Below are 20,851 nucleotides of genomic sequence, written 5' to 3'. Positions count from 1 at the left end.
CAGCAAATCAAGGCGTTAGCGTAGAACAACTTTATATATCAGGGTTATTTACCACCGCTTGTAATATAAAAATATACGCTCGATAATAATCCCCTGATTATATCATATTCAACCAGTTATAGCCCCAACATATCCTCATTACAGACATCTACCGTACATCCTCCTCCCTCAGCAAGAGCCTTTACTGTAACAGCCTCACTGATGAATTATATCGCCATGTTCCACGTGGAACATTTCAACATTACCGATATCAGGCAATTTTAAGCCCGGGTCAGTAGTTGTTGCAAAAACCTGGTATCCGCCAGAGACAAGATAGTTCAGAATGAGAAAACCATTATTCCTGTCTAGTTCTGAGAAAATGTCATCCAATAAAATGACTGCGCGCTTTCCCATTTTCTCATGCAGATGGTAAAGCTGAGACAGATAAAGCTCTATAGACAATAACTTCGCCTGTCCTCTTGATAAAACATCCTTTGCTTTTCCTTTGTTACTACTAATAATAAAGTCAGCCTCATGTGGTCCATGCGTAGTTCTTCCTGTGGCTATATCTTTTTCCATGGAGCCCTCAATAGCACCGAGCAGATCTCCAGAGCCACTCCACCCTTTACGATAACTAAAAGTTATATCAAGCCCTGATAGACTTTCCATTAGTGTAGAGATCTTTTCCTGGTAAATTTCAACTATCTCATCAAGATAATCTCTTCTGTAAGCGGTTATTTTCTCCCCATCATCTGCCAACAACTCATTCCAGTATGACAACTCGCTACCTGCTCTCCTTTCTCTTTTTAGAAGAGCATTTCTCTGTCGAACTGTTTTTTTATACCGCTTAACAACATTTAGAAAATCAGGTTCCACGTGGAACATTCCCCAGTCGAGAAATGATCTTCTACTGCGTGGTGCCCCAATTACCAGGTTGATTGAATCCGGCGTAATAATTTGCAGGGGTAAAATCTCAGCAGCCTCTGATAGGCGTATAGTGGGGGATCTATTGATGTGAAGACGATTATTGTTTTTTCCTCGCTCCATACCAACGGAAAAAAGTTGTCCTGATGGTGATTCTATTTCTGCAAATACAGTTAATATATTTTTACCGTATTTAACAAGAGAGGAGGGCGATGGTGAACGAAACGATCGTCCCGTACCAAGCAGATAGATCGCCTCAAGAAGTGAGCTTTTTCCGCTGCCATTCTCCCCACAAATAAGATTAAATCCTGGTGATGGAACAATTTCAGCATTAGAAATAATTCGACAATCAGAAACAGCAAGCGACCGGATATACAACTAAAAACCTTTAGTTTTTAATAGGTTATCTATTAAAGCCTCATAGGCATAACAACAAACTTGTACTCTTCAAGATCATTCTGGGTGTGAATCAGGCTACTGCTATTTTCATCAATAAAGTATATCGTTACCTCATCATCACTAATTACAGAAAGGGCATCCATCATATAGGCAGAGTTAAAACCAATCTCCATTGGCTCTCCACTGTATTGAACCGACAACTCCTCTTCAGCCTCTTCCTGTTCAGGATTGTTTGCGTGAATAGTTACTACAGACTCGCTCATTGCCATACGAATCCCGCGATATTTCTCGTTGGAAAGAATTGAGACACGACTCACCGCCTTTCTGAAATTTTCATTATTGGTTACCAGGGTTCTTTTGCCTTCACGTGGTATAACACGCTGGTAATCCGGAAAACGTCCATCTATAAGCTTGGTTGTAAGCGTCAATTCACCCAGTACAGCCTGAAGATGGTTTGAGCCAAGAATCAGCTTAACCGGCTGATCACTATCATCCAACAGGCGCATAAGCTCATGGACTGCCTTGCGGGGGATGATAACCTGTTTTTTCTCACCGTAGTCTTGGTTCAATGTGCGACGGCAGAATGCCAGTCTGTGTCCATCTGTAGCAACCAGTCTCAACTCCTTTCCTTCAAGCTCAAGTAGCAGACCATTCAAGTAGTATCTAACATCTTGCATAGCCATTGAGAACTGACTTTTTTGTAACAGGTTTTTCAATGCGGAGTGGCTAAGTTCATCAATAGAGGCAACCTCTGAAATTTCGTCTACACGAGGAAAATCCCCGGCAGATAGGGTTGATAGGGTAAATCTACTCTTTCCAGAACGGACGGCTGCGCGACTCTTGTTTATCTCTACCTTGATCTCTGACTCATCAGGGAGAGCTTTCGAGAGGTCGGAAAACTTTCTGGCAGGAATTGTAGTTGTACCTGGCTCAAATTCTCCTGTCACTTGAATGGTTATTTTTATCTCAACCTCAAGGTCCGTACCAATTAGTGTCAGCTCACTGTCATCTGATACATCAACAAAGATGTGAGAGAGAATGGGAAGAGTCTGCCTCTTTTCTACGGCACCACTGATTGATTGCAATGGCTGTAGTAGATTCTCACGCAAAATGGAAAACTTCATTCTTAAATATCCCCTCTAAGTAATAAATATTCTATATATAAGATAGTAGTAGTAATAGTGTTGACGTTTTACTGTTATGAAACCTATTTTTATTAATTATTTCAGTCTGTTACATATATTCTTAAACTGTTCCAAACAGGGAGACAAAACTGTCTCAAAACTGTGGATAACTTTTTCTCAAATTTTCTTTCTCACTATTCTCATTGGTTATCCACACAGTTTTTAACAACTTGTTAGACAACCATGAATTATCAAGCACTTAATTGTCGTTGAAGGTTTTGATAATCATCATTTGTTCTTGAGTCACTCTCTCTTAACTCATTTATTTTTTTACAAGCATGTATCACTGTTGTGTGGTCTCGTCCACCAAAGGCTCTGCCAATTTCAGGCAGGCTCTTTTCTGTCAACTCTTTCGCCAGCGACATGGCAATCTGGCGGGGACGTGCTATTGAGCGCGAACGACTTTTTGAAAGGAGGTCTGACAGAGAGACGTTATAGTAGTCAGAGATGGTTTTCTGAATATTGTCAATTGATACCAGACGATCATGGACAGCGATCAGATCCCTAAGAGCAACTCGTACACTTTCAATGGTAATGGGCTCACCGGTCAGCTGGGTATTGGCCCGAACATTATTGAGGGCACCCTCAAGCTCCCTAACGTTTGATTTCACCAGTTTAGCAATCTCAAATGCAGCCTCCTGAGGAAGGTCCAGTGGTATCTGCTCAGCCTTTTTCATCAGTATTGCTACCCTGGTCTCTAGCTCTGGACGCTCGACAGGAACGGTAAGCCCGGCCCCAAAGCGTGACTTAAGTCTATCCTCAAGCTTGTCTATCTCTTTCGGATATTTGTCGCTGGTAAGAACAATCTGCTTGTTTCCCTCAAGAAGGGCGTTGTATGTATTGAAAAACTCCTCCTGTGAGGAGTGTTTTCCGGCAAAGAACTGAATATCATCGATCAATAGAACATCTAGACCATGAAAATACTGTTTGAACTGGTCAATAGTGTGGTGACGCAGGGCACTGACCATATCATTCACAAAATTCTGAGACCGGATATATAGAATTCTGCTTGATGGGTTTTTCTTCAACAGCTGGTGACCGATGGCGTGCATCAGATGGGTTTTGCCGAGACCAGTTGATCCGTGTATAAACAGAGGGTTATAGCTGGATTCAGGGTTATCTGCAACCTGTTTGGCGGCGGCATGGGCCAACTGGGTTGTCTTTCCCTCAACAAAGTTTGAGAATGTAAAAAACGGGTTCAGATTGTTCTCAAAATATTCAGGTAGCAGGGACTCGGGCTGAGCTACTGAACTCTTCTTAGAGTTTGAGCCGATATAGAGAAAAACTTCGCTCTCGGAATCATCAATCTGCAGAATAGTTCGTCTGATAAGAGGAAGATAGTGACTCTGAACCTGATCAAGTATCAACCCATTTGGGGCAAACAACTCGATTGATCCATCTTTTTCAGTGACGTGGAGAGGGCGTATCCATGCATTAAACTCCTCATCCGGAAGCTCATCACCTAGAATCCTTAGACAGTTAGTCCAAACCTCAGCCACTAAACATCCTCCTTGATGCTTTATAATCGTTTGATTAATAAAGAATATATTTACTATAAGCAGGAACCTGAAGACAAAGAAACCATACAACAAACCCCCCTGAATGAGGATGATTGTAGCCCCAAGAGAAAAAGTTATCCACAGTTGCTTCTGTTTTTTATTCATTGATTTATTGTTGATCAAGGAGTAGAGTTCGCTGTTCTCTGGAATGGGCTGAGGCCTGTTCAGGTATGGCCAAATACAGATTTAACAAGATATAAAAAGGTGAACGATCATGAAGCGTACATTTCAACCTAGTGTACTGAAGCGTAAGCGTACTCACGGATTTCGTGCAAGAATGAAAACCAAGTCAGGACGCAAGATCCTGAACGCTCGCAGAGCGAAAGGGCGCGCGCGCCTGGCTGCTTAATTTTACAGATAGCCAAGGTTGAAGAAAGGGGTGCTCTATAGCACCTCTTTTTTTCTATTAAAGATGGAGGCCTCATTCTCTTCCGAGCGACGACTGCTTACCGCAGCCAATTATAGCCAAGTCTTTGATAATAGTTGTTGCAAGGCGGGAGATGACTCTTTTCTCCTGCTGGCAAGGTTAAATAATCTGAACCATGCACGTCTTGGCCTGGTGATTGCAAAAAAAAAGCTAAAGCTCGCGGTTGACAGGAATCGTGTCAAACGGATCTCAAGAGAGAGCTTTCGTACCCTGCAGTGCGAGCTTTCAGGGATTGATGTTATAGTGCTTTGCCGCTCTGGCGTGGTGAGGCTAGACAAAAAAGAGATTCGTCGCAGACTGGATCTTCTTTTCGATAAAATAAACAGATCAAAAAAACAGATACAGGCAGTTAGCGAATAATCATGGACACTCAGAGACTCATCCTATTTGTTGCACTCTCTTTTCTCTCACTAATGTTGTGGGATGCGTGGCAACTGGAGCAGGGAGCCGGTCAACCACAGCTTTCTCAAGCAGAGCAGCAGCATGCACAGACATTTTCTGTTCCTGTAGCGCCTGAGGCGAGAACCGTTGATATCGCTACAGGGGGAGGAGTTCCCAGGGTTTCTGCCCCTGAGGCTGAGCAGAGCGGTCAGCCTCGTGTGGTTGCCGAGAGTGAGATGAGAGCATCCGGCACACCCATTCATGTTGAGACAGACCTTCTGAGTGTGATAATAAACAGTGAGGGAGGAGATCTGCGACAGGTTGATCTGCGTCAGCACGGACAGGACTCAGAGCACAAAAATATCCCATTCCGCCTGATGAGTGAGGACGACCAGTTCTTTGTTGCGCAGACAGGAATTATGGGTGGAAAGGGGACAGTAAAGAGCAGCTATCCTGATCATCACGCCATCTACGAGGTAGAGCAGACTAATTTTGTAATGGCTGGAGAGGAGGAGTTGCAGGTGCCAATGGTGTGGCACGATGATGCTAATGGAATCAAGATTACAAAAACATACATATTCCATCACAACAGCTACAAGATTGATGTGGTCTACCATGTAGAAAATAGTGGCACCACAACCTGGAAGGGTGGACTCTATGGTCAGCTACTGAGAAATGATCAGACACCAGAGGCTGAAAACAGCTTTATCTATACATATACCGGCGGCGTTACCTACACCAATAGTGAACATTACCAGAAGGTAGATTTTGACGAGATGGCAAACAGAGCACCTATCCGCAATGCGGACAAAGGATGGGTTGCAATGATTCAGCACTACTTCCTTGCTGCGGTTGTTCCAGACTCAAATCTTAAGCCAACACTCTATACAGACCAACAGTCCAGTGGGCACTATGCCATTGGAGCAATTCTTCCAGTTGTCTCTGTGCCAGCAGGGGAGAGTGGAGATCTAGCAATACAGTTATACACCGGGCCCAAAGATCAGGAGCGTCTTGAGTTACTGGCCGAGGGGCTAGAGCTGACGGTCGATTACGGTTGGCTGACATTCCTGGCGCAGCCGCTATTCTGGATTCTCAACGAGATTCAGGATGTGGTCAGCAATTGGGGGCTCTCTATTATTTTGCTTACCATTCTGATTAAACTGGTGTTTTTCAAGCTGTCGGAGACAAGCTATCGCTCGATGGCGAGAATGCGCAAACTCTCGCCACGTCTTACATCACTAAAAGAGCGCTACGGAGATGATCGTCAAAAGATGAATGAGGCAATGATGAAGATCTACCGAGAGGAGAAGGTCAACCCCATGGGTGGCTGTCTCCCTATTCTGGTGCAGATCCCCGTCTTTATTGCCCTCTACTGGGTGCTACTGGAGAGCGTTGAGATTCGTCAGGCACCATTCATGCTCTGGATTCAGGACCTCTCCGCCAAGGATCCGTACTATATTTTGCCGTTGTTGATGGGTGGCTCCATGTTGATTCAGCAGAGGCTTAATCCAGCACCAATAGACCCTATTCAACAGAAGGTGATGATGGTTCTGCCGGTTGTATTTACCGTCTTCTTTGCCTTCTTCCCGGCTGGCCTGGTTCTCTACTGGGTGGTGAATAATGTGATCTCCATATCCCAGCAGTGGTATATAACCAAAAAGATCGAGGCCGCTGGATAATCCCGGCGTATAGATCTTGGATGAGACCATCTGTGCCCAGGCGACTGCCAATGGTCGCGGTGGTGTGGGCATACTCAGGGTATCGGGCGACAGTGTTCAACCAATAGCACTCTCAATTCTTGGGAAGGTCCCGGAACCAAGAGTAGCTGAGCTTCTCAGTTTTCTGGATGAGAAAGGGGATCCCATCGATCAGGGGATAGCCATCTTTTTCCCCAATCCAAACTCATTTACTGGTGATGATGTGCTTGAGCTGCAGGCGCATGGTGGTCCTGTGGTTATGGACCAGTTGATGCGTAGAGCACTGGAGTTGGGAGCACGAGCAGCACGTCCAGGAGAGTTTTCGGAACGTGCATTTCTCAATGGCAAAATGGATCTGGTGCAGGCAGAGGCGATTGCAGACCTGATTGACAGCGCCTCGGAGCAGGCGGCACGCTCTGCCGTGCGCTCTCTTCAAGGCGCTTTCTCAACAGAGGTTCATCATCTGGTTGATGCGGTAACTGAGCTGCGAATTTATGTAGAGTCATCAATGGATTTTCCAGAGGAGGAGATAGACTTTCTGGCAGAAGGAGACGTTGCAGGCAGGCTGCAGGCGATTGCGCAACAGCTGGAGCGGGTATTGGATAGTGCCAGAGAGGGGGTTTTGTTAAAAGAGGGGATGACTCTGGTCATTGCTGGCCGCCCCAATGCAGGCAAGTCCAGCCTGCTTAATGTGCTGTCTGGAAAAGAGTCAGCCATTGTGACCGAGATTCCAGGTACCACCAGAGATCTACTCAAGGAGCAGATTGATATAGATGGGCTTCCAATCCACATTATCGATACCGCAGGGCTGAGAGAGAGCGACGACCCAGTGGAGCAGGAGGGGATCCGTCGTGCCTGGCAAGAGATTGAAAAAGCGGACCAAGTACTTCTGCTGGTAGATGATCAAGATGGTCTTACAGAAGAGGATTGGCATGCACTGGATCAGATAGAGCATATTCCTGTCACTATCGTGCGCACAAAAATAGATCTAACCGGGAAAGAGCCCGGGCTTCAGGGTGGAGAGCGAGATACAGAGATAGCGATCTCGGCAAAAAGTGGAGATGGAGTCAACCTGCTACGCACCTTTCTTAAGGATGCTGCAGGTTATCAGTCGGGTGGAGAGGGAACTTTTCTTGCCAGAAGGCGCCACCTTGATGCACTGCAACGTGCCCAACGTTCACTACAGCAGGGCAGGGAACAGCTGACAGAATTCCATGCCGGAGAACTGCTGGCTGAGGAGTTGCGCCACTCTCAGGAGGCGCTCTCCGAAATTACAGGAGAGTTCACCAGTGACGATCTTCTGGGAAAGATCTTTTCCTCCTTCTGTATCGGAAAGTAATGGTATGAGATATCCGGGTTAACGAGCTTTGGTGCTCCTGTTGGTTGCAAGGTATTGGTTCAGTGCGCAACGGGCATCGGCGATCAGCTCATCCAGGCGGAAGGGGTGGTGGCGGGAGGGCTCTACCCCTAATGTTGTTGTTTCGGAGAGGCCACTCTCAATGGCATGCTCCATGAAACCCGGATTTTTCCAGAAGAAGGCGCCTGGCATGGTGGTTGGAATAACCAGAACATAGAACAGTGCACGACCAATGATGGAGGCCACAGCCACCATTACAGCCAGCAAAAGGAGAAGTGGGGCTGAATAGAGATCAAACCAGGTCATGGTGAAGAGGAGCAACAGGGAGAAAGATATCAACCCATTGCGAAGCCAGTAACTGTAGCCATATGTGGTCTGCTGCTGGTAGATGGAGGCAGCTCCTTCATTTGTGGCGTGTTCCAGATCTAGCGAGTGAAAGAGTAGCCCAATCCCCTCCAGTGAGATCCCAAAGGCCATCACCATCGCCAGCAGTCGACCCAGTTCTGGTGAGAGTTGATCCATGGCTAATGCAATCAGGAATAGCAGGAGTGCACCAAGAGAGAGAGCGGTTCCAACAAATGCAGCAGCAGTATGCCAGTGATCCCAGTAGGGGCGTGCGGGGATTCGGTAGAGCTTGATCATGTAGTATCCGCCCACTCCACCACCCAACAGGGAGAGCCCGATAAAAAGCTCCTGGATGAGAGATGGAAATAGCTCACCAAAAAGGAGTTCAGCGAGCGCAAAGAGGGTGAAACCGGCCAGCCCGATAGAGAAGAGGGTGACACCGGCGATCTCTCGACTCACCGGAGAGAGCTTCAGGTTATAGAACCCCCGGTAGAAGCGGTGTGGTTTTCCAAGATGCATATTGAGCTTAAAGAGACCAACACCCATTGTGATCAGCAAGATCAGGGTAGTAGGAACCTGAACAGAAACATCTTCGAAGAGTGAAAATGGTGGGAGCGAAAACCATCTTCCCAGCGCAAGCAGCAAGAATGATCCAATTACCATCTGGCTAGTGAGGGTAAAGATGACATGTCCATTTTCGTGGGAGCCGAGTAGCTTCTTCAGATTCCAGGAGCGAGTGAAGCCATGTTTTGGGTCGAGCTCAGGCTGAAATTGCTCTCCTGCTTTGCACCTTCTGTTTTTCTCGGGGCTCTCCTCTTGGTGATACTTCAGTGGTACTTGATCCAGGCGATGCATCTCTCGGTGTGTGGTTCGGGTCTGCTGAAAACGGATATTGGGGTGGGTGATATCGGTTCGTGGGAAACCCGGGATTGTGGTTTGTGACTGTTCTCTCCCCTCCGGGATGTTTTCAATCACTCCAAAATCGAGCGCCTTGCCAAGGCAGGCAGAGACACAGGCCGGTTTCAGCCCAACCTCAAGTCGATCCACACACATATTGCACTTGGTCACCTGCCCTTTCACTGGATCCAACTGCGGTGCATTGTAGGGGCAGACCCAGGTGCAGTACCCACAACCAAAACAGATGTCGGGATCCTGTAGCACCGCACCATATTCGGAAAACTTGGTATAGGCTCGGGTGGGGCACCCCTTGAGACAGACCGGGTTGTCACAGTGGTTGCAGGCCATCGAGATATTGAGGCGCTGAACATTGGGATAGCTTCCTCCCTCGACAAAACCGACTGAGCGGAAGGCAAGATGGGCGGGGTTATCATTTTTCTCCGAACAGGCCGATTCACAGGCGTGACAGGCGATACAGTTGTCGGCATTGAAATAGAATCCATGCTGTTTGTAGCGGTTGGGGTTCTCTCCAATGGCCGAGTCACCATTGATGTTGAGGCTCTTGTTGTGGAGTGGGTCTCCCTCCTTAGCCAGCTCAATTTGCTTGCCGTAGCGATTGGTTGATTCCGAAACGGGATCGCTGAGTAGTGCGTAGTCAGGTTCAAATTCTCTGCGCTGAAACATCGGAGTACTCCTAAAAGGCTCTCATTTCCATACTGAGACAAGCAGCACTCGGCTGATCCATGATCTTTTCAATCCGGATTGCAGACTGCTTGTAGGCGGGCTGGCGGGAGTGTGGATCCAGCAGGCCGAGAGTGAGGCGGTTGGCACAGTCATGGAAGTGGAAGGGGAGAAAGAGCATGTTCCTGGGAACCCGATGGGTGGGTTGCGCCATGACGATGGCATCGGATCGACGGGAGATCAGGCGAATATATTCACCCTGAGCTATTCCTCTCTCTCTACAGAGATCCGGGTTGATCTCGACAAATGGGATTGGGCTGAACTTGTTGTTGTTTCCGATCTTTCCGGTCTTGGTACGGCCATGCCAGTGCGCTACCAGACGGCCGGTGTTGAGCCAGAGTGGAAATTTCTCATCCGGCACCTCGTTATTGTCGATAAAGGGGAGGGGGATCAGTTTGGCGCGCCCATCCGGGTACTGGAAGCTCTGAGGGTCGGTGTAGAGCCGACGGCCACCGTGAGGAGGCTCTTTTCCCTCAGACCTCTCATTTTCAGTATAGGGCCACTGAACTCCTCGTTGTGCTTCAAGTAGTGGATGGTCCATCCCGGAGATATCGGCAAGCCGTCCTTTTGAGAGGCTGGCCATCTCGGCAAAGATATCCGAGGCACTCTCTGGAAAGTGGACGGATCGTCTCACTGGTTTACCGCTCTCTTTCTGCCTGGATTGATAGTTCTCCTGATTGAATCGTTCCGCCATCCGGTTGAAAATCCAGAGATCGGGTTTGGCCTCTCCCGGAGGATCCATGATTGGGGTGACCCGGTTGATTCGTCGCTCGGTATTGGTCATCACTCCATCCTTTTCGGCCCAGGTTCCCGCTGGGAGGTAGAGGTGGGCATATTGTGTACTCTCACTATCCTGATAACAGTCCTGAACGATGCAGAGTTCCAGTTTCTCCATCGCCTTGCGAACCCGGGCACTATTGGGGAGTGAGGTAAGCGGATTGGTTGCAATCAGCCAAATCCCCTTGATCTCACCGCTCTCAATGGCATGGTAGATATCGGTCTGGTACATTCCCCGCTTGGTTGGCAAGAACTCCGGATCAATACCCCAGTAGGAGGCAATCTCTTCTCGATCCTCCCGGTTCTCCAGATAGCGGTAGTTGGGAAGGCCGGAGCAGGAGGACCACTCTCGAGTTCCCATTGCATTGCACTGTCCGGTAATGGAGAGGCTGGTTCCGCCCGGCTTTCCGATGTTGCCGGTAATCAGTGCAAGGTTGTTGATTCCCACCACACCATCCGAGCCATGTGTCGACTGATTGATTCCCATGGTCCAGATCTGCATCGCAGCGGTTGATTTTGCAAAGATCCGTGCCACCTGACGAATGGTGTCCTCATCGATGCCACAGAGCCTTGATGCAGTGGTCGGATCATAGCGAGCTACCTCGGCACGCAGTGACTCGATCCCCGTGGTGTTCTTTTCAATATAGTCTTGATTCTCCCAGCCATTAGAAAGGATCACATGCATCAGTGCATTCTGCAGCACCACATCGGTTCCCGGGGTAATAGGGAGGTGGATATGGGCATTCTGCGCCAGCATGGTGACGCGTGGATCGACCACGATCAGTGGAAAACCGCGCTTCTCCTGCGCCTCTTTCATCCGCCAGTAGATGATGGGGTGCTGCTCCGGCAGGTTGGAGCCCCACGCGATCAGGCAGTCGGTATGATCGAAATCCTCATAACAGCCGGGGGGGCCATCGGAGCCAAAAGAGCGCTTGTAGCCGGAGACGGCCGATGCCATGCAGAGGGTGGTATTGCCATCATAGTTGTTGGTTCCGATCAGTCCACGAGTCAGCTTGCCGAGGGTATAGAACTCCTCGGTCAGCAGCTGCCCGGTGGAGACGACCGCTACAGAGTCTCGGCCATGGGCTCTCTGGATCCTGAGTATCTCTTGATGTGCATTGTCCAGGGCACTCTCCCAGCTGGTTGGCTCCCACGGCTGGTGCCAGTGGTTACGAATCAGTGGTACCGTGCCACGACCAGAGGATTCAAACAGCTCATGCTCGAAGATCCCCTTGAGACAGAGCTTCCCTCGGTTGACATCGGCATCAGCGACCCCCCGGGAGCTGACCGCCTTCCCCTCCTGGTTGAGCCCAACCTCAATCGAGCAGCCAGTGGAGCAGTAACCACAGGTGGCATATTTCCACTCCACCACCCTCTTATCGACAATGGTGATCGGGTTTTTATTGGATCTTCCAAACAGCATAAGATTTCTCTTCAGAGGATGGGATTAACGGATCAGGTAGAGCCTCTCTCCCTCCACCTCAATCCGGTAGGTTGGAGTGCAGCCATGATCCGGACCGGTGGCCTCGCCACTCTCCAGGTCGATAACCCAGTTGTGAAGGGGACAGGTGACCCGGTTGCCGTGAACGATTCCCTGAGAGAGCGGCCCCTTGCGGTGGGGACACTGGTCACTGACAGCGAAGAAGAGGTCCTCCGAGCTGCGGAAGATTGCAATATCCCCCTCATCACTCTTGACCACTCTTGATCCGAGGCGGGGGATATCCGAGCGTAGGCCAATTTCGATTTTTTCAATAACGGCTTCCATGATTCATCCTTGTATATTGTCTCTCTTTGATCTATCTGATTCTGAATTGAGCCTTAGGGCCTGTCCCAAAATAACTTGTGCAGATTGCACCGTAATTTCGTTCGCTTTCGAGGCGTGGCAAGGTGCGCATAGCCGGGCTATGTAATCCTTGTCACAACAAAGAAAGCGGGTGAAAGGGCAAGCAAAATGTGCATGTTATTTCGGGACAGTTCCTTAGGAGGCCTGTGCCAGAGTTTGCTGGTGCTTAATATTGGCAAGCGGCTGAAATTCTCTGCTGGCATCTTGATCCTCGGAGTGATGCCTCCAGGGGTCCACTTGTGCATACTGTTGAGAGATCCGGAAACGTTCGGCAAAGGCCGCTCTCTGAGATGCATCCCCCACAATCTTCTCCTTAATGGCCTGCAGACCAATCCGTTCCACCCACGGTGCGGTGCGCTCCAGATAGTGGGCATCCTCCCGATAGAGTTGACAGAAGGCGGCACAGTATTCCAACACCTCCTCTTCACTCTCGACCTTGGCCAGAAGGTCGGTGACACGGACCTTGATCCCGCCATTACCACCAACATGGAGTTCATACCCGGAGTCGACACAGACCACTCCAAAATCCTTGATCGTCGCCTCCGCGCAGTTTCTGGGACAGGCGGAGACTGCCAGCTTGAACTTGTGTGGCATCCACGATCCCCAGGTCAACTGTTCAAGTTTGACTCCCAGATCGGTCGAATCCTGGGTTCCGAATCGGCACCACTGACTCCCTACACAGGTCTTTACGGTTCGCATAGCCTTGCCGTAGGCGTGGCCCGAGACAAAACCGGCCTGATTGAGATCTTTCCAGATGAGCGGCAGCTCCTCTTTCTGAATTCCAAAGAGATCGATCCGCTGACCACCGGTTACCTTGATCTCGGGAACATTGAATCTGTCCGCAACATCAGCAATGGCACGGAGTTCATCAGGTGTGGTCATTCCGCCCCACATCCGTGGAACCACTGAGTAGCTTCCATCCTTCTGAATGTTTCCATGGGCCCGTTCGTTGATAAAACGGGACTGGGGATCATCATACTCACCAGGCCATTGGGCAAGAAGATAGTAGTTGATGGTGGGGCGGCAGCTATGGCATCCATCCCGATTTCCCCACTCCAGAAAATGATAAACATCCTGGTGGCTCTTTAGCTGATGTTCACGAATGGCCTTGCGAACGACATCATGGGAGTGGGTAGTGCAGCCACAGAGCGATTTCTGGGTTGGGGTCTTCTCGTATCCCTCACCAACGGTAGAGGCGAGGATCTGTTCAACTAGTGCAGTACAGGATCCACAGGATGCTGAGGCCTTGGTATGGCTGCGCACCTCATCCAGGGTAAAGAGGCTGTTGGCACTGATGGCCTGAATCACATCTCCCTTACAGATCCCATTACAGCCACACACCTCAGCACTATCGGGTAGATCCATGATGTTCTGACTGCCATGGCCAGAGTCTCCTAATTGTGCCTGGCCAAAGAGCAGAGTATCGCGAATCTCGCCGACATCGGTCTGATCCCGCATCATCTGAAAATACTTCGCCCCATCAATGGTGTCACCGTAGAGCACAGCTCCCTGGATGCGATTGTCTGAGAGGACCAATTTCTTGTAGATGCCACGACCCGGATCCTGAAATAGTAGTACGTCCTGGTTCTCCTGCTCCTTGAACTGGCCGGCAGAAAAGAGATCTATACCGGTTACCTTGAGTTTGGTTGAGGTCACCGAGCCCCTGTAGATTCCGATGCCATAGTTGGCCAGGTGGTTGGCCACCACCTTGGACTGCTCAAACAGTGGGGCAACGAGACCATAGGTGGTGTTGCGATGTTCTACACATTCGCCGACGGCATAGATTTTTGGGTCATAGCTCTGCATAGTGTCACTGACCACAACTCCTCGATTACAGTAGATGCCGGACTCCCTGGCCAGCTGGATCGAGGGTCGAATCCCAACCGCCATTACCACCAGGTCAGCAGGGACCTCCAGGCCACTTGTGAAACGGACAGCACGAACCCGAGTGCCTGCATTCTCATCGTCACTTGTAGGGTGTCCCAAAATGGCTTCGGTCTCGGTGTTGAGCAGGAAGGTAAGGCCATCCTCTTCCAGTTTCCTCTGCAGAAGGTCTGAGGATGCACGATCCAGTTGGTTGTCCATGACCACATCGGAGCGGTGGACAATGGTCACCTTCATCCCCTGCTTCTGCAGGCCACTGGCAGCCTCAAGTCCCAGCAGGCCACCACCGATGACAACAGCATGTCGATAGTGGTTGGAGGCATCAACCATTGACTCCACATCTTCAACGGTGCGGAACCCAATCACTCCATCCAGATCATTGCCGGGAACCGGCAGAATAAAGGGGTGAGACCCGGTCGCTAGCAGCAGACGGTCGTAGTGGATCTGTTCTCCATTTGCCAACTCCACTCTGCGCCGGGCACGATGAATTTTTGTGGCAGCAACCCCAGAGATTAGTTCAATCCCATGCTCCTCATACCACTCCGGCGTGTTAATGATGATCTCATCAAAGGACTTTTCTCCTGCCAGTAGTGGAGAGAGCATGATTCGGTTGTAGTTGGGGTGGGGCTCCTCACCAATGACGGTGATCTGATACTGGCCGGAAGAGATCTTCAGCAGCTCTTCCACAGTTCTCATGCCGGCCATTCCGTTGCCTATCACTACCAGGCGATTTTTGCTGAGGGGGGTTGGTGATGGGCTGCTCATTGAGTTCAATCCTTGGTTGATACAAACGTGTACTTAACTTTAAGCAATGAACGTGCCAAACGCTTTGTATATAGATAACATGTTGTAATCTCAATCATTAATGCGCAAAGTCTATGGTTGAAGAATATGGGTGTGCGCCAATTTGGTGCTCTGAGTGGGGTCAATTCTCCAGCATTGACCAGATATTGAGCTGAACAATGAAGCTCTCTCGATACCTCATTAAGGCCACTGTTTAGGAGCCTCTGAAAAAGCTTAATGGGATGGGGGTTTGGGGGAAGGGCTCTATAGGTGTTGTTGTAACATACTGAACCATAACCCTTCCCCCATAGAATAACTTGTAAGGGAGATCTGATTGGGTCACGAAGTGACTTAATCAGAGCTTTCTTTACGTACCAAGCAATGTCAGCAAGATGAGATTGGCCAGTGCCAGAACCAATGCGAGTGTCCGCCAGAATACCAGTGGATCACGCTCAATCAGTGGCTGGAACGACTCCTGCTGAAAGGATGGGTTGGGCTGCCTGAGATCTATCGGGATCTCGGACAGCGCCGGATAACGATCGACTGGTGAGGGTGAGAGAGCCTTGCGTAATGTACTGCTGATCCAATCGGGCAGATCATCCCGATAGTGGTGCGGGGCAGTGAAATGGCGGGAGTGAATTTTCTGCACCGCCTTCCTGGTCGAGGGGTGGTCACCCAGATCCCCATAGGGGAGTTTTCCGCATAGCATCTCATAGAGAATAACCGCCAGTGAGAACTGGTCGGAGAGGGGGCTACCCGCATTTCCCTGGAAGAGCTCGGGTGCTGTATAGTTTCGGGTACTGTGTATTCGTGAATAGTCGACAGGAGAGCGAATCTCCTCAACCCCCGAGATGCGTGTGGATCCAAAATCGATGATTTTGACCGTTCCATGGGTATCGATCATGATATTTTCCGGCTTCAGGTCTCGATGGACCATCTCCATCCGGTGGAAGGTGCGCATTCCATGAATGATCTGTTCGGCAATCTGGCGCACCTCAACCAGAGAGGGGTTGGGGTGATCGCTCATCCACTGTCTGAGTGTGATCCCATTAATATACTCAGTGGCGGTATAGAGAAAGCGGCGCCGCTCCCGGATATCATGGATCTTGAGAACATGGTTGGAGTGGAGGCGTAGCCCAATCCACTCCTCGTGTTGAAAGGTCTCCAGGTAGGTTGAGTCATCCTCAAAATTGACGGATGGGGTCTTGATCACAACCTCACCAGAGGATGGATCACTCTTTTCTGCTTTTAGATCCAGTGCAAGATAGACTTGTGTACGGGGGCTGGAGTGGAGCTCTCGAAGAATCCTGTAACCATCAATCTCCATTCCAGGGGAGAGATCGGGAGGAAAAGGGAGTGACTGGAGTTTCTGGTAGTGGCTCTGATCATCCTCTTCCGGGAGCTGGTTGATGAGCAGAAACTGACAGCTCAGATTGTCATTACTGCCACTCTCCAGCGCCTGTTGGCAGATCTTCTCTGTAAGGGGCTGGGGAGAGTCCAAATCCTGATGGATAAGATGATTTATCTCCCGGTCGGAGAGAAAATCATGAATGCCATCGGTACAGAGCAGAAAGGCATCTCCTGCACGGACTGCTATCCGGTGCACATCCACCTCAATATGGGTATTGATCCCCATGGCGCGCCCCAGATACTCTTTCTCGCCACGCCCGCAGACCCGGTGGTCACGAGTAATCTGTTCCAGTTGCCCTTCGCGCCAATGGTAGATTCGGCTGTCTCCCACATGGAAGATCGAGGCAGTTGAGGATTTGATCACCAGCGTTGAGAGGGTTGTGACCAGCTCCCCCTCTCTGGAGAAGAGCTGTTGACCTTGTCCGAGTAGCCAGTGGTTCAGGGCGGAGAAGATCTTGCTTGCCGAGGTGCTAACAGTCCATGAATCGGGGGTGCTGTAGTAGTCGGAGATAAAGCCCTGAACAGAGGCACTGCTTGCATCAGCAGCACCGGCACTGGAGCTGACACCATCGGCAATGGCAGCTACCACCCCTTTGCTGAAGAGCTGTGCTCCATCAGGGATGGCGTAGTTGCAGGCATCATCATTGGCCGGCTTCTGGCCGGCCAATGAGTGTTGTCCTGCCGAGATGTATTCCAAACTATTTCACCTCAATCAGCTCAACTGTGCCGTCCGGCAGCACCTCGGCCATATGTCCTTCGGGCTCATCAAGAAAGAGCTGAATCAGAACCAGAATCACCAGGGCAGATACGGCAATGGTGAGGAAGAAGAGGGCGGGTTCAACAAAGGAGAGCACGGTGAGGAAGATCACGCCACCTACATTACCATAGGCTCCTGTCATTCCAGCAATCTGTCCGGTCATGCGCCGTTTGACGAGTGGCACCATTGCAAATACCGCCCCTTCACCGGCCTGAACAAAGAAAGAGCAGGCCATGGTGGCGGCTACAGCGACCGGTAGAGCCCAACTGGCATCAATATGGCTTAGCGCGAAGTAGCCAATGGAGAGCCCTAGCAGCAGGATTGAGAGGGTCCGTTTGCGTCCAAAGCGATCGCTGATCAATCCACCACTGGGGCGAGCCACCAGGTTCATGAATGCAAAACCGGAGGCCACCATTCCAGCCAGCACCGGGGTAATCTCAAAAGTATCGAGGAAGAAGAGGGGAAGCATGGAGACGACGGCCAGCTCGGATCCGAAGGTGACTAGATAGGCAAGATCCAGCATTGCAACCTGCTTGAATGAGTAGCGGTCAATCTCGGGCAGATCCCCCTTTAGCACATGACGGTTGACCTGTAGTACCTTGAAGCTCTGGATCAGATAGATGGAACAGAGCAGACCATAGAGGAGTAGAGCAACCCCATCACCATAGAGCCCCAGATTAGCCGGACTCAGCTTCCAGTTTAGCACCGCCAGAGCGCCATACATTGGAAGATTCATCAACAGGTAGAGAATAAGGTCTCCCTTGCTGGAGACCTCCATAGCTCCGGATTTTTTGGGCTTGAAGTAGGTGGATCCTTTCGGGGTATTGCTGACATTGAGGTAATAGATGAAGGAGTAGAGAATGGCGACGAGGCCGGTAGATCCGATGGCATAGCGCCAGCCATCCTCACCACCAAACAGCAGCGCAAGAGTGGGAAGGGTCAGGGCTGCAGCGGCAGAGCCGAAGTTGCCCCATCCGCCATAGATCCCCTCTGCAACACCGACCTCTCGGGCGGGGAACCACTCGCTGACCATACGGATACCAATCACAAAGCCGGCGCCAACAAATCCCATCAGAAAACGGGTGACTGCCAGCTGCTCAAAGCTGTCGGACAGTGCATAAAAAAAACAGAGGACTCCGGAGAGCGCCAGCAGGATGGAGTAGACGATCTTGGGGCCAAAGTGGTCCACCAGCATTCCAATGATGATTCTGGCAGGGATGGTGAGAGCCACGTTAAGAATCAGCAGGGTCTTCACCTCCTGTGGGGTGAGGCCAAACTGTTCACGCATGACCGCCATCAGTGGCGCATGGTTGAACCAGATCACAAAGGTGATAAAGAAGGCGATCCAGCTGAGATGGAGAACTTTGGTCTTCCCGCTGAAAGAGAGCAGATTGATACTTCCTGTGTTCATGGCTTGTCTCCGGAGATCTGATCTTGATTGAGAGAGAGGCTTCCCCCTTATGGACTGGAAACAGCAATAACCATGCCATTGTTGCAGAGAAACTTGCAATTACATGTTTTTCAAGTAGTTAGTAGCTCTGCCCAAGCAGATTGAAAGCGGAGAGAAGAGTATCGTCTGCACAATGATGATCGGAAAACAACAGCCTGCGCCAGCCTGTGGTGCAGAGCAGGATAGTGCCTTGGAGGGCGGCACTCATCTCGTGCATTTGAGAGAACTCTGCCCTCTGATGGTGCGCAATTGATCAGGCGTTTCTTTCACCACGATGGCATATAAATAGATAACATGCTGATATTTATAGCGATATTTGGATTGGCACGGTGGTTGCATATACCGTGTCAACCCCCTCTTTAATGAGGGCCGTATTGATTAACCAAGGAGTCACACAATATGAAAATGGTTACAGCCATCATAAAGCCCTTCAAGCTGGATGATGTTCGCGAGGCACTCTCTGAGATTGGAGTTCAGGGTGTCACAGTTACTGAGGTAAAAGGGTTTGGTCGTCAGAAGGGCCATACCGAGCTCTATCGAGGTGCAGAGTACACAGTTGATTTTCTCCCCAAGGTAAAGATGGAGATTGCAATTCCAGCAGATTTGCTTGACCGCACCATTGAGACGATTCGGGGTGCCGCCAATACCGACAAGATAGGGGATGGCAAGATATTTGTATCAAGCCTGGAAGAGGTTATCCGTATTCGCACTGGCGAGTCAGGTCGTGAAGCAATCTGAGTGGTTGTATAAGTAAAAAGGAAACAAATAATGGAAAATCAAATTTTTGAACTGCAGTATGCAATGGACACCTTCTATTTTCTGGTGTCTGGTGCATTGGTGATGTGGATGGCAGCAGGCTTTGCGATGTTGGAGGCGGGGCTGGTACGCTCAAAAAATACCACCGAGATTCTAACCAAGAATGTGGCGCTCTTTGCCATTGCCTGCATCATGTATCTGGTGATGGGGTATGAGCTGATGTATGGCGGGGGCGGAGGCACCAACTACTTCCTCTCCAGTATCATGGGTGGTGATAGTCTGGTAGATGATGCACTGAAAGCATCTGCAGAGAACGGTTTTGGTGGGGATTCTGTCTACTCCGGTGCTTCTGACTTCTTTTTCCAGGTAGTCTTTGTGGCAACTGCGATGTCAATTGTCTCTGGTGCAGTTGCAGAGCGCATGAAGCTCTGGGCATTTCTTGCTTTTGCAGTGGTGATGACCGGGGTTATCTATCCCATGGAAGGGTCGTGGACCTGGGGCGGTCAGGAGGTATTTGGAATGTTCGCCCTGGAGTTCAGTGACTTTGCAGGCTCCGGTATTGTCCATATGGCGGGCGCAGCAGCGGCACTGGCTGGCGTACTGTTGTTAGGTGCTCGAAAGGGCAAGTATGGCAAGAACGGTGAGGTCAGGGCTATTCCAGGTGCAAATATGCCATTGGCGACACTCGGAACATTTATCCTCTGGATGGGTTGGTTTGGATTTAATGGCGGATCTGTATTGAAGCTGGGCGATATCGCTAGTGCCCACTCTGTTGCAATGGTATTTCTGAACACCAATGCGGCAGCAGCTGGCGGTGCAATTGGTGCCCTAATTATTGCCCGCATGCTGTTTGGCAAGGCTGATCTGACCATGTTGCTCAATGGTGCGCTGGCTGGTCTGGTTGCGATTACCGCAGGTCCGGATACACCGACACCGTTGATGGCAACACTGTTTGGCATGGTTGCTGGTGTGATCGTGGTCTTCTCAATTATCTCTCTGGACAAGATGAGAATCGATGATCCTGTGGGCGCAATCTCTGTCCATGGTGTTGTTGGCTTCTTTGGTCTGATGATTGTTCCTCTAACCAATGATGGTGCAACCTTTATGGGCCAGTTGGTGGGCGCAGGGGTCATCTTTGGATGGGTCTTTGGCTCCAGCCTAGTAGTCTGGGCAGTTATTAAGATGCTTATGGGTATCCGTATCAGTGAGGAGGAGGAAGAGGCTGGTGCAGACTTCACCGAGTGTGGTCTGGAGGCATATCCAGAGTTCACCAATACGGGCAAATAACCTCCCAAGTCGCC

General features: G+C 50.0%; 15 protein-coding genes. 6 read left to right on the top strand and 9 right to left on the bottom strand.

What is annotated here, in order from left to right; genetic code table 11:
- Positions 1–195 precede the first annotated feature (195 nt).
- From recF to dnaA, 3 genes are all read right to left on the bottom strand, one after another.
- Positions 196–1,281 (bottom strand): DNA replication/repair protein RecF, encoded by a 1,086-nt coding sequence (gene recF / locus AC3ZFK_RS01725; protein WP_487506025.1) that lies wholly within the window; start codon positions 1,279–1,281, stop codon positions 196–198.
- A 32-nt stretch (positions 1,282–1,313) separates the two neighbouring features.
- Entirely contained in the window at positions 1,314–2,426 is a 1,113-nt protein-coding gene (gene dnaN, locus AC3ZFK_RS01720) for a DNA polymerase III subunit beta (protein WP_487506026.1), read from the bottom strand.
- Between the two features lie 251 nt (positions 2,427–2,677).
- Complete coding sequence (gene dnaA, locus AC3ZFK_RS01715; protein ID WP_487541291.1) at positions 2,678–3,985, bottom strand: chromosomal replication initiator protein DnaA; 1,308 nt, start codon at positions 3,983–3,985, stop codon at positions 2,678–2,680.
- A gap of 274 nt (positions 3,986–4,259) precedes the next feature.
- On the opposite strand from dnaA, the gene rpmH reads away from it, so the two are divergent.
- Genes rpmH through mnmE form a run of 4 tightly spaced genes read left to right on the top strand, consistent with a single transcriptional unit; the run spans position 4,260 to position 7,889 of the window.
- Positions 4,260–4,394: a 50S ribosomal protein L34 gene (gene rpmH / locus AC3ZFK_RS01710; RefSeq protein ID WP_487506028.1), complete on the top strand. Its 135-nt coding sequence runs from the start codon at positions 4,260–4,262 to the stop codon at positions 4,392–4,394.
- 18 nt (positions 4,395–4,412) lie between these two features.
- Positions 4,413–4,832 carry a ribonuclease P protein component gene (rnpA, locus tag AC3ZFK_RS01705; RefSeq protein ID WP_487506029.1) on the top strand — a complete coding sequence of 140 codons (420 nt, stop codon included), beginning with the start codon at positions 4,413–4,415 and terminating at the stop codon, positions 4,830–4,832.
- 2 nt (positions 4,833–4,834) lie between these two features.
- A complete protein-coding gene (gene yidC, locus AC3ZFK_RS01700; protein ID WP_487506030.1) occupies positions 4,835–6,532 on the top strand; it encodes a membrane protein insertase YidC in 1,698 nt (565 codons plus the stop codon).
- Positions 6,533–6,545: 13 nt separating this feature from the next.
- Positions 6,546–7,889: a tRNA uridine-5-carboxymethylaminomethyl(34) synthesis GTPase MnmE gene (mnmE, locus tag AC3ZFK_RS01695; RefSeq protein WP_487506085.1), complete on the top strand. Its 1,344-nt coding sequence runs from the start codon at positions 6,546–6,548 to the stop codon at positions 7,887–7,889.
- A gap of 18 nt (positions 7,890–7,907) precedes the next feature.
- Here the strand turns inward: mnmE and AC3ZFK_RS01690 are convergent, their stop codons facing one another.
- The 6 genes from AC3ZFK_RS01690 to AC3ZFK_RS01665 form a co-directional block, all read right to left on the bottom strand.
- Positions 7,908–9,833 carry a DmsC/YnfH family molybdoenzyme membrane anchor subunit gene (locus tag AC3ZFK_RS01690; protein WP_487506031.1) on the bottom strand — a complete coding sequence of 642 codons (1,926 nt, stop codon included), beginning with the start codon at positions 9,831–9,833 and terminating at the stop codon, positions 7,908–7,910.
- Positions 9,834–9,843: 10 nt separating this feature from the next.
- Complete coding sequence (locus AC3ZFK_RS01685) at positions 9,844–12,090, bottom strand: molybdopterin oxidoreductase family protein (RefSeq protein WP_487506032.1); 2,247 nt, start codon at positions 12,088–12,090, stop codon at positions 9,844–9,846.
- 24 nt (positions 12,091–12,114) lie between these two features.
- The gene (nirD, locus tag AC3ZFK_RS01680; protein WP_487506033.1) at positions 12,115–12,432 is read right to left on the bottom strand and encodes a nitrite reductase small subunit NirD; all 318 of its coding nucleotides are present in this window, start codon (positions 12,430–12,432) and stop codon (positions 12,115–12,117) included.
- Positions 12,433–12,645: 213 nt separating this feature from the next.
- On the bottom strand, positions 12,646–15,159 hold the full coding sequence (gene nirB, locus AC3ZFK_RS01675; protein WP_489433713.1) for a nitrite reductase large subunit NirB: 2,514 nt from the start codon (positions 15,157–15,159) through the stop codon (positions 12,646–12,648).
- A gap of 385 nt (positions 15,160–15,544) precedes the next feature.
- Positions 15,545–17,284 carry a bifunctional protein-serine/threonine kinase/phosphatase gene (locus tag AC3ZFK_RS01670; RefSeq protein WP_487506035.1) on the bottom strand — a complete coding sequence of 580 codons (1,740 nt, stop codon included), beginning with the start codon at positions 17,282–17,284 and terminating at the stop codon, positions 15,545–15,547.
- Position 17,285: 1 nt separating this feature from the next.
- A complete protein-coding gene (locus AC3ZFK_RS01665; protein WP_487506036.1) occupies positions 17,286–18,755 on the bottom strand; it encodes a NarK family nitrate/nitrite MFS transporter in 1,470 nt (489 codons plus the stop codon).
- A 438-nt stretch (positions 18,756–19,193) separates the two neighbouring features.
- On the opposite strand from AC3ZFK_RS01665, the gene AC3ZFK_RS01660 reads away from it, so the two are divergent.
- Entirely contained in the window at positions 19,194–19,532 is a 339-nt protein-coding gene (locus AC3ZFK_RS01660; RefSeq protein WP_487506037.1) for a P-II family nitrogen regulator, read from the top strand.
- A 30-nt stretch (positions 19,533–19,562) separates the two neighbouring features.
- Positions 19,563–20,837 (top strand): ammonium transporter, encoded by a 1,275-nt coding sequence (locus tag AC3ZFK_RS01655; protein ID WP_487506038.1) that lies wholly within the window; start codon positions 19,563–19,565, stop codon positions 20,835–20,837.
- Positions 20,838–20,851 lie beyond the last annotated feature (14 nt).

The organism is Candidatus Thiopontia autotrophica (genome assembly GCF_982804495.1).
Note: the sequence above shows the minus strand (reverse complement) of the source record. Positions and strands in the feature narration are given on the sequence as shown.

Coding starts and splice junctions, on each gene's coding strand:
- dnaN (WP_487506026.1), bottom strand. CDS start 2,426: ATGAAGTTTTCCATTTTGCGTGAGAATCTACTACAGCCATTGCAATCA.
- rpmH (WP_487506028.1), top strand. CDS start 4,260: ATGAAGCGTACATTTCAACCTAGTGTACTGAAGCGTAAGCGTACTCAC.
- yidC (WP_487506030.1), top strand. CDS start 4,835: ATGGACACTCAGAGACTCATCCTATTTGTTGCACTCTCTTTTCTCTCA.
- AC3ZFK_RS01690 (WP_487506031.1), bottom strand. CDS start 9,833: ATGTTTCAGCGCAGAGAATTTGAACCTGACTACGCACTACTCAGCGAT.
- AC3ZFK_RS01685 (WP_487506032.1), bottom strand. CDS start 12,090: ATGCTGTTTGGAAGATCCAATAAAAACCCGATCACCATTGTCGATAAG.
- nirD (WP_487506033.1), bottom strand. CDS start 12,432: ATGGAAGCCGTTATTGAAAAAATCGAAATTGGCCTACGCTCGGATATC.
- nirB (WP_489433713.1), bottom strand. CDS start 15,159: ATGAGCAGCCCATCACCAACCCCCCTCAGCAAAAATCGCCTGGTAGTG.
- AC3ZFK_RS01665 (WP_487506036.1), bottom strand. CDS start 18,755: ATGAACACAGGAAGTATCAATCTGCTCTCTTTCAGCGGGAAGACCAAA.
- AC3ZFK_RS01660 (WP_487506037.1), top strand. CDS start 19,194: ATGAAAATGGTTACAGCCATCATAAAGCCCTTCAAGCTGGATGATGTT.
- AC3ZFK_RS01655 (WP_487506038.1), top strand. CDS start 19,563: ATGGAAAATCAAATTTTTGAACTGCAGTATGCAATGGACACCTTCTAT.